Source organism: Actinomyces sp. oral taxon 171 str. F0337, from assembly GCF_005696555.1.
Classification (GTDB): domain Bacteria; phylum Actinomycetota; class Actinomycetes; order Actinomycetales; family Actinomycetaceae; genus Actinomyces; species Actinomyces oris_E.
In genome coordinates, this window is record NZ_CP040005.1 from 1,824,901 (window position 1) to 1,839,826 (window position 14,926).

11 protein-coding genes are annotated in these 14,926 nt (G+C 68.9%); 1 reads left to right on the plus strand and 10 read right to left on the minus strand.

What is annotated here, in order from left to right; genetic code table 11:
- Window positions 1-3 precede the first annotated feature (3 nt).
- The 4 genes from FBF36_RS08050 to FBF36_RS08065 all read right to left on the minus strand — a co-directional run bounded on the left by FBF36_RS08050 (window position 4) and on the right by FBF36_RS08065 (window position 4,799).
- Window positions 4-921 (minus strand): hypothetical protein, encoded by a 918-nt coding sequence (locus FBF36_RS08050; protein WP_009393868.1) that lies wholly within the window; start codon window positions 919-921, stop codon window positions 4-6.
- Window positions 921-1,520, minus strand: coding sequence for an imidazoleglycerol-phosphate dehydratase HisB (gene hisB, locus FBF36_RS08055; RefSeq protein ID WP_009393866.1), 600 nt, complete (start codon window positions 1,518-1,520; stop codon window positions 921-923). The genes FBF36_RS08050 and hisB overlap by 1 nt, the downstream gene beginning before the upstream one ends.
- A gap of 110 nt (window positions 1,521-1,630) precedes the next feature.
- Window positions 1,631-2,773 carry a histidinol-phosphate transaminase gene (locus FBF36_RS08060; RefSeq protein WP_009393865.1) on the minus strand — a complete coding sequence of 381 codons (1,143 nt, stop codon included), beginning with the start codon at window positions 2,771-2,773 and terminating at the stop codon, window positions 1,631-1,633.
- Between the two features lie 100 nt (window positions 2,774-2,873).
- A complete protein-coding gene (locus FBF36_RS08065; protein WP_009393864.1) occupies window positions 2,874-4,799 on the minus strand; it encodes a cation:proton antiporter in 1,926 nt (641 codons plus the stop codon).
- 57 nt (window positions 4,800-4,856) lie between these two features.
- On the opposite strand from FBF36_RS08065, the gene FBF36_RS08070 reads away from it, so the two are divergent.
- Window positions 4,857-7,181, plus strand: a complete 2,325-nt coding sequence (locus FBF36_RS08070) for a RecQ family ATP-dependent DNA helicase (protein ID WP_009393860.1) — start codon at window positions 4,857-4,859, stop codon at window positions 7,179-7,181.
- Window positions 7,182-7,227: 46 nt separating this feature from the next.
- Here the strand turns inward: FBF36_RS08070 and FBF36_RS08075 are convergent, their stop codons facing one another.
- The 6 genes from FBF36_RS08075 to FBF36_RS08100 all read right to left on the minus strand — a co-directional run bounded on the left by FBF36_RS08075 (window position 7,228) and on the right by FBF36_RS08100 (window position 14,576).
- Entirely contained in the window at window positions 7,228-8,721 is a 1,494-nt protein-coding gene (locus FBF36_RS08075; protein ID WP_009393858.1) for a hypothetical protein, read from the minus strand.
- A gap of 94 nt (window positions 8,722-8,815) precedes the next feature.
- On the minus strand, window positions 8,816-10,771 hold the full coding sequence (locus FBF36_RS08080; RefSeq protein ID WP_009393856.1) for a DUF2334 domain-containing protein: 1,956 nt from the start codon (window positions 10,769-10,771) through the stop codon (window positions 8,816-8,818).
- Window positions 10,768-11,970 (minus strand): non-hydrolyzing UDP-N-acetylglucosamine 2-epimerase, encoded by a 1,203-nt coding sequence (gene wecB / locus FBF36_RS08085; RefSeq protein WP_009393854.1) that lies wholly within the window; start codon window positions 11,968-11,970, stop codon window positions 10,768-10,770. Before wecB ends, FBF36_RS08080 begins: the two co-directional genes overlap by 4 nt.
- A gap of 85 nt (window positions 11,971-12,055) precedes the next feature.
- Window positions 12,056-12,769 carry a hypothetical protein gene (locus FBF36_RS08090; protein ID WP_009393852.1) on the minus strand — a complete coding sequence of 238 codons (714 nt, stop codon included), beginning with the start codon at window positions 12,767-12,769 and terminating at the stop codon, window positions 12,056-12,058.
- Window positions 12,766-14,328 carry a glycosyltransferase family 2 protein gene (locus tag FBF36_RS08095; protein WP_009393851.1) on the minus strand — a complete coding sequence of 521 codons (1,563 nt, stop codon included), beginning with the start codon at window positions 14,326-14,328 and terminating at the stop codon, window positions 12,766-12,768. The genes FBF36_RS08090 and FBF36_RS08095 overlap by 4 nt, the downstream gene beginning before the upstream one ends.
- Entirely contained in the window at window positions 14,328-14,576 is a 249-nt protein-coding gene (locus FBF36_RS08100; RefSeq protein WP_225792320.1) for a hypothetical protein, read from the minus strand. The genes FBF36_RS08095 and FBF36_RS08100 overlap by 1 nt, the downstream gene beginning before the upstream one ends.
- Window positions 14,577-14,926 lie beyond the last annotated feature (350 nt).

The following is a 14,926-nucleotide window of genomic DNA, read 5'->3' on the forward strand; positions in this document are numbered from 1 at the left end:
ACGTCACTGCGGGGGACGGCGCAGGCCGCGTCCGAACCAGCGCATCGCCCGGGGTGCCTTGATCTCGGAGGACTTCACCGCGCCCGGGACGTCGTCGGCGTCGATGACTCCTAGGAGCACGTCCTCGACGACCTGGTCCATGGAGGCCAGCAGGAGCCCCGCAGAGGCCTCCTCACCGGGCTGGCCGTTGGTGAAGTGCCGGGCGGTGATCGTCCCGGACAGGCCGGATTCGATACCGACGTCGGTGGCCAGGTCGGCGGTCATGAGGACCGCGCCGGCTCGTGACAGGCGAGAGAGCTGGGCGGCCAGCTCCGCGGCCTCAGCGGGTTCGGAGTCGGAGCCGCCGAGCAGCTCGGCCACGTCCCAGTCCGAGTGGGCGGAGACGAACCGCTTGACCGCGAAGGCCCCGTTGGAGGAGGGCACCACGGTGCAGTCGAGGTCCATCAGGGAGCACATTCCGGCCAATCCATCAGCCCGGTTCAGCGGTGTCATGACGACGGCGACCTTGACCGCCCGAGGAGCCTGGTCGTCGGACTGACCGGGCACGAAGGAGCTCAGGGAGTCGGCCGCGGCGGCGATCTGCGCCTCCTGGGCGTCGGTGAGCCGGGAGACGCCCTCGGTGTCCTCCGTCTGGCCCTGTCCCCCGCTCAGGGGATGGTAGGTGTTGTGGGGGACGTCGTCGGGACTCACTTCTGCCGGCGTGCTCTCCCCCTCGACACCGGCCGATACGGAGTCGTCCTCGGACCGGGCCTCCTGGCCCGGTCCGCTTCGGGGGGCGTCCTGAAGAGCCCCCATGTCTCCGCTCGAGAGGTCGTCTGGGAGCTCCACGTCGCCCATGAGGGCGGCGAACTCGGCGTCCAGGTCGCGCTGGTGGTCCTGCTGGTCGTCGCGGTTCCCGTCGGGCCGGGGGGTCTGATCCATCACAGGCTTCCCTTCGTGGATGGGATGGTCTCGACGTGGGGGTCGTCCTCCACGGCGGCGCGCAGGGCGCGGGCCAGGGCCTTGAACTCGGCCTCGGCGATGTGGTGGGGATCGCGCCCGGCCAGGACACGCACGTGCAGGCAGATACCGGCGTGGTAGGCGATGGCCTCCAGTACGTGACGCACCATGGAACCGGTGAAGTGACCGCCGATGAGGTGGTGGATGAAGGCCTCGGACTCGCCCTCGTGCACCAGGTAGGGGCGTCCGGAGATGTCGACGACGGCATGAGCCAGGGCCTCGTCCAACGGAACGCTGGCCTCGCCGAAGCGGCGGATGCCGCGCTTGTCACCCAGGGCTGCGCGCAGGGCCTCACCGATGCAGATGGCGGTGTCCTCCACAGTGTGGTGCACGTCGATCTCGGTATCACCGGTGGCGCGCACCGTCAGATCGATGAGCGAGTGGCGCCCCAGCGCGGTGAGCATGTGGTCGTAGAAGGGGACGGTGGTGGAGATGTCGGTCTGGCCCGTGCCATCGAGGTTGATCTCGACGACGACGCTTGACTCGCTCGTGGCTCGTTCAATGCGCGCGGTACGGCTCATAGGTGCTTCCTCAGCATCGTGTGTCGCGCTTTTCAGCGGCGTGGTTCATAGGTATCTCAATCGATAGCAACCCTACCGGTCCCAGGCGGTGATCGCTGCCGGCGTCCTCGTCATCCGCCGATGGCTGCGACCAGGGCTCGGCGGAGGCGCTCCATCTCGGCGGGTGTGCCGATACTGGCCCGCAGGAAGCCCTCGGGGCCGACGACGCGGATGAGGACCCCGGCGTCGAGCAGGCGCCTCCAAACGGTATCGCGGTCCGGGAACGGGCCGAACAGGACGAAGTTGGCGTCCGAGTCGTGCGCGGTCAGGCCCTGGGCCCGCAGCCAGTCCACGAAGGCATCGCGCTCATTGCGCAGAGAGGCCACCTGAGCCATGAGCTCCTCACGGTGAGACAGGGCGGCCAGGGCCGCGGCCTGGGTGACGGCGGACAGGTGATAGGGCAGGCGCACGATGCGCAGGGCGTCAACCAGGGCACTGTCTGCGGCCAGGTAGCCCAGGCGCAGGCCGGCGGCCCCGAAGGCCTTGGACATGGTGCGGGTGACGGCCAGGTGCGGGTTGGCCGACCCCACCAGCTCCAGGGCGCTGGGCACGCCCGGGCGGCGGAACTCGGCGTAGGCCTCATCGATGACGACGACGCAGTCACTGGCACGGGCCGGTGAGCCGATCCCGGCTCCGAGCATAGGGCCGTGACCGCGCGCCGCCTCGAGGATCCGCCTGATGTCCTCAAGTGGCAGGGCCGTTCCAGTCGGGTTGTTGGGGCTGGCCAGAATGACGACGGCCGGTCGCAGCTCGTTGATCGCTGTCACCGCGGCGTCCGCATCGAGCGTGAAGTCCTCCCGGCGCGGTCGCGTGACGTAGTCGGTCAGTGTGTCCCGGGCGTACTCGGGGTACATCGAGTAGGTGGGGGTGAAGGTCAGGCAGGTGCGCCCGGGGCCGCCGAAGGCCTGGAGCACGTGGAGCATGACCTCGTTGGAGCCGTTGGCCGCCCAGATCTGCTCAGGGGCCGGGTGCGCATCGGACTCGGCCTTGAGATAGTCCGCGAGCGCGGCCCGCAGCCGGGGGAAGTCCCGCTCCGGGTAGCGGTTGAGGCCCTGGGCGGCCTGCGCCACGGCGGTGGCGATCGACTCGATGACGGCGGCCGAGGGCGGATGGGGGTTCTCGTTGACGTTCAGCCGCACGGGGACGTCGATCTCGGGAGCCCCGTAGGGGGCCTCACCGTCCAGGTCCGGTCTCAGGGGCAGGTTCGCGCTCACACCAGGAGTCTACGGCTCGGTCTGCTGCAGCGGACGGGGTCCCGCAGCAGGAGGTGCCGGGCACCGAGGAGGCGGCCGCAGTGTCCTGCTGCGGGCCTTGTCAGTGCGGCTCGCTGGTGAGCATGATCTCCTGGAAGTCGAGGCGGTTCAGGGCGTGCTCCAGGGAGTCGGCCGAGTAGAGACCCTCGTCACCGGCGTCGAGAAGGGCCTCGCGCTGGGCTCGGATCATGTCCAGGGCGCGCTCTCGCACAGGGGCGAGCTCGTCGTGGCGCCAGGTGGGGTCGGCCCAGGCCTTGGCAACGGCTGCCGGCGAGACGACGATGTCATTGCCCTCTCTGCGCACGAGGCCGTGCTGCTCAGAGGCGGGGCTGGGGCTCTCGCTGTTCTCGGGGTCGGGGGCGGTCTGCGACGCCTTGTCCAGCTCAGGCGTGCTCGTCGTCGCCTGAGCGTCTGGGGTGCCGGGGCCTGTGGCACCGGTGATCACGGCGTGCTGGGAGGCGCCGTGGGTGCCGACGGAGGCGACGTCGCGGGCGGCGTTGACCAGCAGCGAGATGACGGCGGCCTTCTCCTCCTCGTCGGCGGGTCCGGCCATGGCGGGCCTGACGAGGCGGACCAGTGCGGGCAGCGTGAGGCCTTGGATCGTCAGTGAGCCGGCGGCCACGAGCATGGACACCAGGAGGAGGAAGGGGTAGTGAGGCGCTGTGGTCGGCAGGGTCTGGGCGGCTGCCAGGGTGATGGCGCCGCGCATACCCGCCCAGACGATGACGGCGCCCTCGCGTGTGCCCAGGGGCTCGGCCGCGAAGTAGTCCAGGTCGGCGCCCCGGCGTCTGACCCGGCTGGAGAGGCGGCGTGCGCGCCGGGCGATGCTCTCGTGGCTGGTCTCTTGGCGGAGCCTGCGCTGAACCTGCGCCAAGGGGCTCCGGTCCCAGGGCACCGGGGGCATCTCGGACTCTCCGCGTACAATGGCCGAGCAGCGGTTCTGGAACTGGTGGATGGCCTCCTCGTTCTCCCGCCAGTGGATCGCCCATCGCGCGGTCCGGTGGCTGAGGACCTTGAGCATTGGTGCCACCACGAGGGCCCGGATGACGACGGTGAGGAAGCCGGCGACGACAGCGACCGAGATGGCCCGCACAACACCGAGAGCTGAGGCGTCGACCTTCTCCACGACGCCGAAGAACTCCAGCCCCATGACCAGGAAGATGAGTCCTTCCAGGGTGAGCTCGACGGTGTGCCAGTTGGTGCGTGAGGCCACCCGGTGGGCCGGCGGCAGCATCCGGGGGCCGCGGTGGCCGGTGATGAGCCCGGCGACGACAGCTGCCACGAGGCCCGAGCCGTGCATGTGCTCGGCCGGTATCGCCGCGAGGAAGGGGACGGTGAAGGACACGACCGTGTCCACGGTGGGGTCGGTGATGTGGGAGCGCACCCGCAGGCTCACCTCACCGACGAGCCAGCCCACGCCCAGGGCCACGAGGACCGCCAGGGCGAAGCCGCCCAGGACGCCGCCGATGCTGACGCCGCCGGATGTGGCCGCGGAGATGGCTGAGGACAGGACCACCAGGGCGGTGGCATCGTTGAGGAGCCCCTCCCCCTCCAGGACTGTGATGATGCGCTGGGAGACGCCCAGCCGGCGGGCGATGGAGATGGCCACGGCGTCGGTGGGACTGAGGATCGCCCCCATGGCGATGGCCCAGGCCAGGGAGAGTCCCGGGACCAGGACGGTGAGGACCCCGCCGATCACTGCCGCGGACAGGGGCACCAGCAGGATGGCCAGCACCGCCACCGGGGCGAGCTCGCGGCGGAAGTTGATGGTGGAGATGCTCACCGCCGTCGAGAACAGCAACGGGGGAAGGACTCCTTCCAGAACCAGCTGGGGGTCCAGCTCGATCGCCGGGATGAAGGGCAGGAAGCCCACCGCCGTGCCTCCGGCCAGGAGGATCAGCGCCGGGGCGACCCCGATGCGGTCACTGAGCTGAGATGCCGCCGCAATGGCCAGAGCGCCCAGTACGGCGATGATGAGGAGGTCCATGGGCCCAAGGGTATCCAAGGGCCGCGCCGCCTTGAACGTCCGCGCTACGGTGGATCTGTGACGATCACAGGCCCCGCTGAGGATGCTGAGCGCTCCGCGCACCCCGATCTGCCCGACTCGCCCGTGCGTGAGCGCGCCGAGACCGTCCTGCGCGAGCTCGTGGGTCGCGGCGACGCGCACCTGCGCGAGGACCAGTGGCGGGCGATCGAGGCGCTTGTCGTCGCTCACCGCCGTGCGCTGGTGGTCCAGCGCACCGGTTGGGGGAAGTCGGCAGTGTACTTCGTGGCGACGGTACTGCTGCGAGAGGGCTGGGGAGGCTGGCGGCCGGGCGACCCACCGCCCTCCCCCGGGGCGCGAGGCGGCGCCGGGGCGAGCGTCATCATCTCGCCACTGCTGGCCCTGATGCGCGACCAGGTGGCCGCTGCCGAGCGTGCCGGGATCCGGGCCGTGACCATGAACTCGGCCAATGTCACCCAGTGGGATGAGATTCAGGCCCGGGTGCGCGCGGGTGAGGTCGATGTCCTGCTGGTGTCCCCGGAGCGTCTTAACAACCCGGTCTTCCGCGACGAGGTACTCCCCCACCTGGCTGCAAGCGCCGCCCTGGTCGTCATTGACGAGGCCCACTGCATCTCGGACTGGGGCCATGACTTCCGTCCTGACTACCGGCGCATCGGCACTCTGCTGGCCGGCCTGCCACCGTGCACCCCCGTCCTGGCGACGACGGCGACCGCGAACTCCCGGGTCAGCGCCGATGTCGCTGAGCAGCTGGGAGCGTCCCTGGAGGAAGGCGGGACTGCAGGAGAGCAGGTTCTGGTGCTGCGGGGAGCCCTGAAGCGCGACTCCCTCCACCTGGGGGTCAAGGTCCTGCCGGATGCCGCCTCCCGCCTGGCCTGGCTGGCCGCCTACATCCGCCGTGCTCCCGGGAGCGGCATCGTCTACTGCCTGACGGTATCGGCGGCGCTGGAGATCGCCGAGTACCTGCGCACGACCGGCACGGAGGTGGCCGCCTACACAGGACAGACCGACGCCGCCGAGCGCGAGCGCCTGGAGGAGGACCTCAAGGCCAACCGGGTCAGGGCGCTGGTGGCCACCTCCGCTCTGGGAATGGGCTTCGACAAGCCGGACCTGGCCTTCGTGGTGCACGTGGGGGCTCCTTCCTCCCCGGTGAGCTACTACCAGCAGGTGGGGCGCGCCGGTCGCGGTGTGGAGCGGGCCGAGGCGGTCCTGCTGCCCGGCGCTGAGGACCGGGCCATCTGGGAGTGGTTCGGCTCGCAGGGCTTCCCGCCCGAGGACCAGGTTCGTGCGGTCCTGGACGCCTTGGAGGAGCGGAGGGCCGAGGGTGCCGGGGCGGCGTCGACGGCGGTGCTGGAGACAGTGACCTCGTTGCGGCGCACTCGGCTGGAGTCCACGCTCAAGGTTCTTGACGTTGACGGCGCCGTGCAACGAGTTCGTGGTGGCTGGGAGTCCACCGGCCGGCCCTGGTCCTATGACGCACGGCGTTACGCGAGAGTCGATGCCGCGCGCCGGGCCGAGCAGGAGGCGATGGTGGCTTATGAGGGACTCGGGGACGATCCCGGTCCCGAGCAGGGAGCCGTCCCCTGCCGGATGGCCTTTCTGAGGTCGGCGCTCGATGATCCCCTCCTTGAGCCGGGATGGCGCTGCGGAGCCTGCGACCTGTGCGGGGGCCTGGAGCTGCATGAAGCCCTCGACCAGGAGCAGGTCGGTGCCGCTCGTCAGGCGCTCGGGCGCGCGGGGGTCGAGCTGCGGGCACGCCGCCAGTGGCCCACCGGGATGGATCGATTGGGCCTGGGCCACCTCAAGGGCCGTATCGGAGCCGACCGTCAGGCGGCGACCGGTCTGGCCGTGGGGAGGCTGGACGGGTTGGGGACCTCGGGAGCACTGCGTGAGCTGGTGGCCTCCGCCGCCGACGGCGAGGTCCCGGTGGTCGTGAGACCGCAGGTCCTTGAGACGGTGGACCGGCTCGGCGAGATCATCCGCGGTGAGCAGGACTCCGCCGGTTCCCACAGGCCGGACAAGCCGCTCGCCGTCGTGGTCGTGGACTCTCGCACCCGTCCCCGCATGGTCCGCGGGCTGGGGCACGCCGTGGCCACGCGACTGGGCGCCAGAGCCCTGGGCGTCGTGGGTCTGGCCGGCCAGGACCCGCCACAGCACGATGTGGGCTCCGCATTTCGCCTGGCACAGGTGGCCCGCAGCCTGACGCTCCGGGAGTGGTCGGATCAGGCCCTTGAACAGCTGCGGGACTGCGTCGTGGTGCTCGTGGACGACTGGAGCGACTCCGGCTGGACGCTCACGCTGGCGGCCTTTCTCCTGCGCGAGGCGGGAGCGGTGGCGGTCCACCCCTTCGTCATGGCACAGAGATAGGGGCCGGCGGGTGACCTCAGCAGCCGGCGTCCACCAGCCCGGCGTACTAGAAACCAGTGGAGACGGCGGCCAGCGCCGGAGCCACCTGCCCCCCAGGGGTCCCGACCTGGTCCTCCAGGTAGTACCACCAGAAGGGGGCTCCCCAGGCATCGGATCGCCCCAGCGCCGCACCGGTGACGTGCTCGGCCACGGCGGTGCGGGCCGCCGCAGGGTCGGAGGCCGAGCCGAACCACCAGGGGCCGGCGTTGAGGTCCTCACCCCCGTACCCGAGCTCGGTCACGGCGATCCGGGAGGAGGAGAAGGCGGCCTCCAGAGTGTTCAGGACCCGATCAGCGGCTGTTCCCAGCGGATGGAGCTGGGGGTAGACGGACAGCCCCACAACGTCGATCAGCTCCCTGATAGATGCGGGGATCTCCCTGGCGGCATAGCTGAACAGGGAGTATGTCGGGTCTGTCTGCCCGAGCTGGTAGTACAGGGTCAGCACGGTCGTGGCACTGGTGCGATCACGCACGGCCTTGGCCGCTCGCTGCGCCTTGGCCACCGGCCCACCGCCCAGCCAGTCCCCACCGATCTCGTTGCCGACCTCCCAGGCATCGACGTTGGGAAGCGCCTTGATGAGGGCGTCGACCCGCATGTCCCAGGCGGCGTCGGTCAGGACGACCATGTCGTGGGAGTCGCAGATCTGGACCAGGGCCTGACCTCCCTGCGCGTGCAGGGACTCCACCGTGCCGCGCCAGCCGGCCATCTCCTGAGCATCATGGGGGTCACCGATCACCAGGCGGGCCGACACCTTCCGCTTGCCGCCCCCGGGGCCGCCGGGGGCGAGGGCGGCAGCGATCTCGGCGGCCGTGGGCACTCGAGTGAAGGTCACCCCGATGACGGCGTCCTGCGGCGCCTGGGCCGCCAGCACCCGGTCCAGGGCGAGCTGGGCCCCTGCGGCGGACTCCAGGGCGGAGCTCGCCAGGCGGCCTCGCTCCGCCCAGGACTGGGCCGTGGCGCAGGCGTCCAGAGACTTTTGGGCGGAGGCCCGCAGCGTGCCTGCCTCATCGGCGCCCTTGAGACCATTCGCGGTGGCCCGCTGGTAGCGCTCGGCCTGCCGCTCGTGAAGGGTCCTGGCCGCCAGCTCCAGGAGATCGTGCTCACCGGAGGCCGGCAGGTCCACCATGAGGGCTGAGTAGCCATGGCTGGTGGGCCACGACATGGTCAGCGTGCAGGCACGCGCGGTAGGCACATCGATGCCGATGACACCGCCCTCATCCTGGTAGAGGGGGCCGACGGCGATGACCTCCAGGGTCTTGGCATCCAGCAGCGCGTCGTCATAGCCGACCTCGCCCTTGCCGTTGGACTGGATGCGTCGCAGCGCCTCGAGGTTGAGGGCGTTGCCCTGAGCGTCACTGACGCGAAGGCTCAGATGGGTGGTTGCACCGTCTCCCATCGCTTGCGGAGTCACATTCGCGTGGCCGCAGGAGGACACTGACGTCGCCAGAATCCCGGTGCCCAGGAGCGCCAGTGCCCTTCTGCGGTTGGTCTCAAAAGTCATGGAAGTATTCTTCCAACCTCTTGAGAGACACTTCGACCGAACGGTCTCATGTCCGCGAATCCGGGGCCCCTGAATATCACAGCCGTCGCCGTAGTCATCTCAGCTGCGAGGCCGGCACGAAGGTGTACCCCTCGGCCTTGATACCGGTGACGATCCTCTTCAGCTCGGCCAGCGGGTAGTAGGGGTGGAAGAAGAAGCTGGCCGTGGCGTGGGTGTTGACCAGGTTGAGCTTGGCCGCGTCGATGACCTCCTGAGCCAGGCGCGGCGGGTGCTGGTTGATCTCGTTGGGCTCGAAGTTACCCAGGTTCTCGGGCAGGACGTGGGTTCCGTAGGGATCGTTGACCGCATAGGGGAAGAACTGCCCGTAGTAGTCGTGGGGACCGGCCTGGGTGTTGGTCAGGGTGCCGGCGTAGAGGAGCTCGCGCTCGTAGCGCACCGGGTAGTGCTCGCCGATGCCGTAGTAGGCCTCACGGGTGGCTGAGTAGTGCGGGGTCTCGAAGATCTCCGGAGTCGGTAGGCCGACCTCGCCGAAGATCTGGCGTCCCTGGTCCACACGCTCAGCGGCCCACGCCTGGGAGGTGCCCGGCAGGGCTCCTCCGATCTGGACGAAGGACTTGTCCTCGCAGTCGACGGCCGGGGCCTTGGTGTCGTTGGTGGCCGAGCACCACGAGCGGATGAACTCGAAGTCGTCAGCGGAGACGGCGTTGTAGGGATTGTCCAGGGTTCCGAACTGGTGGGTGGTGCCGTGCTGGATGATCGTCCCGCCCTTCTTCACCGCGTCCTGGAGGACGGCCACCAGCTCCGGGGAGTCCTCGAGAGTGAGCTCCTTGGGCGTCCCGTTGTTCTCGGTGCCCTTGGGGTCGACATACTTGGGCACCACTGCCATCTGGAAGGGCACGTTCTCACTGTGGAGGTAGTCGACGATCGCCTGCAGCTCCTCGGGGTCACTGTCGGGGGTCACGTCCTCCAGGCGCACAGCGGCCTGGCGGAGCTGCTGGGCGCCGGGCTGGAGGAAGTCCAGGAGGATGTCGGCAGCGGCGATGTACCGGTCCTGCTCACCCAGGTAGGTCAGCGGGATCTCACCGATGAAGGTCAGTCCGGATGAGCTGACCGCCCAGGGGAAGGAGGTGGTGCCGGACTGGGCGACGGACGCGCAGGCGGTGGCCGCGCCGTCGGGCTTGGAGCACTCGGCGCGCCCCAGGACCGTGACGTCCTTCTCGCGGATGATGTGCGGGGCGATGATCCCACCGGAGTTGAGCTCGCTGCGCTTCAGGGAGGCACCGTTGTAGCTGATCCTGGTGACCCGGTCGGTGGAGTCGATGTAGGAGGTGGCGGCGTCCCATCCGTAGCGCTGAGTGAAGGCGGTGCGGTCGGCGTCGGTCTTGGTCAGCTGCCAGATGTTGAAGCCGGTCCACATGACCGGGATGTTGCCGGTGAGGGCATCGTCGATGAAGGCCCGTGGCAGGGGCTCGTCGTAGGTGGAGCCGACGTAGACCACGTTGGTGAAGCGACCGGCCAGGCCTGCGACGTAGTCCTTGACCGGAAGGGTCGTCACGGTTCCGGAGTGACTGGCCAGGGTGCCCATGCTCAGGGCGTAGTACTCCCCCAGCTTGGCGTAGTCACCGGTGGTGTCGAACAGGACCAGGGTCGATGCCGGTCCCGCCTCCTGGTTGGAGAAGGTCACCGCACCGGCAGGTACATCGGGCGCATTCTGTTTGAGGTCACGGATCTTGACCTGTCCTGCGGCGGGAGCAGGCTTGTTGAGATCAATGTCGGCCTGCTTGTCACCCCTGAGGGGAAGCTCTTTCTTGGCCGCCGCGGCTGGTTCAGGCGGAGCCGGCAGCGGGTTCTTGGCCGGGTCGGCGTCATTGGGCTGTGCTCCACCGGCCGGCTTGGCCGCTGCGGCCTGGGCCGCGACCGGAACCTGCGCGCCGGTGGCGGGAACGGCCTGGGCGGGGCCGACTGAGGCGATGGAGCTGCCCAGGCACACCGCGATGGCGGCCAGTGCGCAGCGACGGCGTCGTGCAGACAGAAGGGTCGGCAGGATCATGAGCACTCCTTGGACGAGGTGGGAACGGGCTCGAACTCGGGAAGGGGAACACCGCGGCCGAACAGGGCGGCGATGACGGCCAGGATGCGCTTGCAGGCGTGCCCGTCGCCGTAGGGGTTGGCGGCCTGGGCCATGGCCGCGTAGGCCGCCTCGTCGGTCAGCAGGGTGGAGACCCGCTCGACGATGCGGTCCTCGTCGGTCCCGACCAGATCGGCGACCCCGAAGGCGATGGCCTCGGGACGCTCGGTGTTGTCCCGCATGACCAGGACAGGTTTGGACAGGGCTGGGGCCTCCTCCTGAACACCGCCGGAGTCGGTGAGGACGACGTCGCAGCGGTCGATGAGGGCGCAGAAGGCACCGTACTCCAGCGGATCGCACCAGATGACGTTGGGGTGGCCCTCGATCTGGGGCAGGAGGTCCTCGCGAACCTTGGGGTTGCGGTGGACTGGCAGCACGAAGAGCGTCTCGGGGTGCTTCTCGGCCAGGCGCGCGACGGCACGGCCGATGGCCCGCATCGGCTCGCCCCAGGACTCACGGCGGTGGGCCGTGACGAGCACGACTCGTCGGGAGGCGTCCTTCAGTGCTGCTGCCAGCTCCTCGTCCGGTGGCGGAACCCGGCGGTCGACGGCGACCAGGAGGGCGTCGATGACCGTGTTGCCCGTGACGCTGACGGTCTGCGGGTCGGTGCTCTCGCGCAGCAGGTTGTCCCGGCTGGTGGTGGTGGGGCACAGGTGCAGGGCGGTCACCTGGCTGATGAGCCGCCGGTTGGCCTCCTCGGGGAAGGGTGAGGAGATGTCACCGGTGCGCAGACCTGCCTCGACGTGAAGGACCGGGACCGTGTGGTAGAAGGCCGCGAGCGCGGCGGCGAAGGCGGAGGTGGTGTCCCCCTGGACGACGACGGCGTCTGGCCGATGGACCTCGATCGCCCGGCCCACCCCTTGCAGACAGCGGTTGGTGATCTGGGTGAGCGTCTGTCCCGGCGAGTGGATGTCGAGGTCGTCGTCGGGCACGATGCCGAAGAACTCGTGCACCTGGTCGAGCATCTCACGGTGCTGTCCGGTGACGACGACGATGGGGGCGAAGCGCTGGTCGTCACCCATGGCTGCCACCAGGGGGGCGAGCTTGATCGCCTCCGGGCGGGTGCCGTAGACGAGCATGATCCTCAGGGGGCTGCCCGTTTGCGTGGAGTCGGTTGTCATGGGTTCTCCTGGTCGTGCGTCGGAGTGGGATGAGATGGGCTCAGTGATGGTTGCGTCGGATGTCGCCGTGGAGGGGAGGGAGGTCCTACTCGTCCTCGGTGATCGGGGTGAAGGTGACGTCGGAGTCCTCGCAGTAGGCCGCCACGGCGCCGGACCGGTAGGGGGACTGCTTGTCGGTGACGGTTCCGAGCTCCTGCCCGTCCACGGTGATGGTGAAGGTGACCTCTGCCGTCTTGGTTGTATCAATGGTGACGGTGACGTCGTGGCTCTTCCCGGGCGGGTAGACGGGCGTGTTGCCGGAGGACAGGAATCTCTGGTACCCCGGGTAGGCGGTGTCCTGCTTGGAGACCTCCCAGCCGTTGGGCTTGAGGGCCAGGGCGTAGAAGTGGTTGTTGTCGGTGTAGTTCCACAGGAGCCAGGCGACCTCCCAGGCGTTGGGCTCGCCGTCCTCGCGCAGCTGTCGGACGGTGGTCATCGTGGTGTGGATGGTCTGGACGCCTCCCGCCTCGATCTCGACCGTGGTGGATGTGGCCAGCCCGGCGTGGGTCTTGTCCTGGGAGTCGGCTGACGTCGGCTTGAGGCGCAGCAGGCCCTCGGAGCACGAGGCCTCGCCGTAACCGTCGAAGATGATCTCCCACTGGGAGCAGTCGGGGGTCCCTGCCTCTCGGGCGTGGCAGTACACGGTGACTCCTAGGACCAGCACCAGGACGCAGACCGCCAGGAGTGCGCGACGCAGGATCCTGCCACGACGGGTTCCGTCGAGAGCTCCTGCGTGCTGAGGCGCGTTGGCGGCTGTCATCTCATCTCCTCATTGGTCAGATTGCTGGATGTACGGCGGGGTCGGCGCACGATCATGGCGGTGGGGTTCAGCAGGGGGCGGGCCGGAACGGCCGGGACAGCACTGCCCGGCCCCGCGGCCTGTGGAGCCGTCAGGGGCTCCGTCCTCGCAGGCGCGCTGGGTGGCCGCTGCTTGCTCGGTAGCGGTGAGCCCGCGGATGCCGATCCGTTGGGGCCGGCAGCCGGTCTGCTGGGGGCGGTCTGCTTTCCTTGAGCCGGCTCCGCCTCGCGAGCGGTCTTGGCCCACCCGGTGCGCCCGGTCAGCTCCCGGGCGACAGCTCGCCAGCCGTAGAGGCTGGGCAGGAGCCCGTACAGGACGAACAGGTGCGCGTAGCCCACGGCCTTGAGCAGGTTCAAACCCTCACGGCGCTCGATGCGCCAGTAGATCCAGGCGTAGATGAGCGCCGGCCCGAAGGCGATGACGTAGGCCCCCACGAGCCATATCCATGACTGCTCCCATCTCAGGACCGCGGCCACACCGGCGGTCACCATGGTGATGAGGAAGGACAGGGTCAGCAGGGACCCGGTCAGGAGCAGGTAGGGCGTGAGGATCTGCCAGAGGGTGTCGGCGCGCCCCAGGCCACGCTGCTCGCGGGCGACGGATCGCAGCAGGTGCAGTGCCTGGAGGTTTCCCTGGAACCAGCGGGTACGTTGGCGCATGAGGCGGCGCATGTTGGTCACGCCCTGCTGGTGAACGGAGGCCGCGGGCCAGAACTCGTTGGTCCAGCTGGTGGCGTTGAGCCGGATACCCAGGTCGAAGTCCTCGGTCAGCGACCGGGTCCAGGGTCGGGGTCCCAGCGCGTCGAGCGCGCTGAGGCGGACGAACTGGGCATTGCCGCCCATGCCGACGCTGTGGACTCGGCGCCGTCCCCGCTGGAAGACCTCGGTGAAGATCACGAACTCCATGTCCTGCATGCGGGCGAGCAGAGAACCGAAACGGTTGTTGATGCGCACCCCCATCTGGACGGCGCCGACCTCCTGCGGGGCGAAGGCTCTGCGGACCTCCTCGATGGCGTGGGGATCGAGCCTGCCGTCTGCATCCATGACTCCGACGACGACTCGCGAGGAGGACGCCGTGGTGCATCGGGAGCGCACGATCGATAGTGCGTCATTGAGCGCTTCCCCCTTGCCCAGGCGGGCGTGGGGAGGACGACGGCGAACCACCTCGACACGCTCGTCGCCGGCCTGGGCGGCCACCTGGGCAGTGTCGTCGTCGGAGCCGTCGTCGATAACCATGATGCGCAGGCCCGGATCCGGGATCGAGATGAGCCGCCTGACACTGGCGCCGATGACCGCCGCCTCGTTGAGGCAGGGCATGAGTATGACGATGAGCAGTGGCGCATCCGGCTGCGAGGGCCCACCGTGCCGTGGGGCCCCGCGGGAGACGATGAGCATGAAGAACGTGTATGCGAGCGCCACTGCGATCATCCCCAGGGCACCCCACCAACCGATACGGTCGAGGATTCCCAGGGGGCTCGAGGAATCGAAGTCCATAGGCATGAACGGGGTCTGCGTCCTCATCACGCTCGCAGACTCATCAGACCGCTGCGCTGCTGCGCGTGACGCCCGGCGGCGCCCCCAGGGTGCGGGATCAGGGCACGGACCGCGCCATAGAGGTTGATCAGAAGGAAGAACGCCAGGATGGTGACGAACACCAGACCGGCGCAGTCGATGAGGAAGCGAGCGACGAGAGCGGGAGGGGAACCTGCCGGCGCGACGTACCACACGACGAACAGTCCGGTTCCGGCGGCGAATGGGGAGTAGTGCATGAGGCCATCCATCTGGATCCAAGGGGTAGGGCCAGCACCGACCGGCACCGCCGCATGCGGCGAGCAGATCCAGCCGGTACCAACGCCTCGGTGCGGCGCGCCCGGGGGTGACGGGATGTGGGAACTCATCCCGTCGGGCACGGCGCACCGTGCGTCGTAACCAAATATAACAATAGAGTAACGCTTTGCAACACTGTGTTATTCGACCACGCGATAAGCGACCCCTTGGAGGTGACTCACAAGAACCAAAAATGGCGTCATTTCAACGATTGAAGTATCAATGAAGGTGGGGGTCGCATCAGAAACCACCCCCGGACGCAGCAGAGGATAATCACGAACAGGTCACAAAT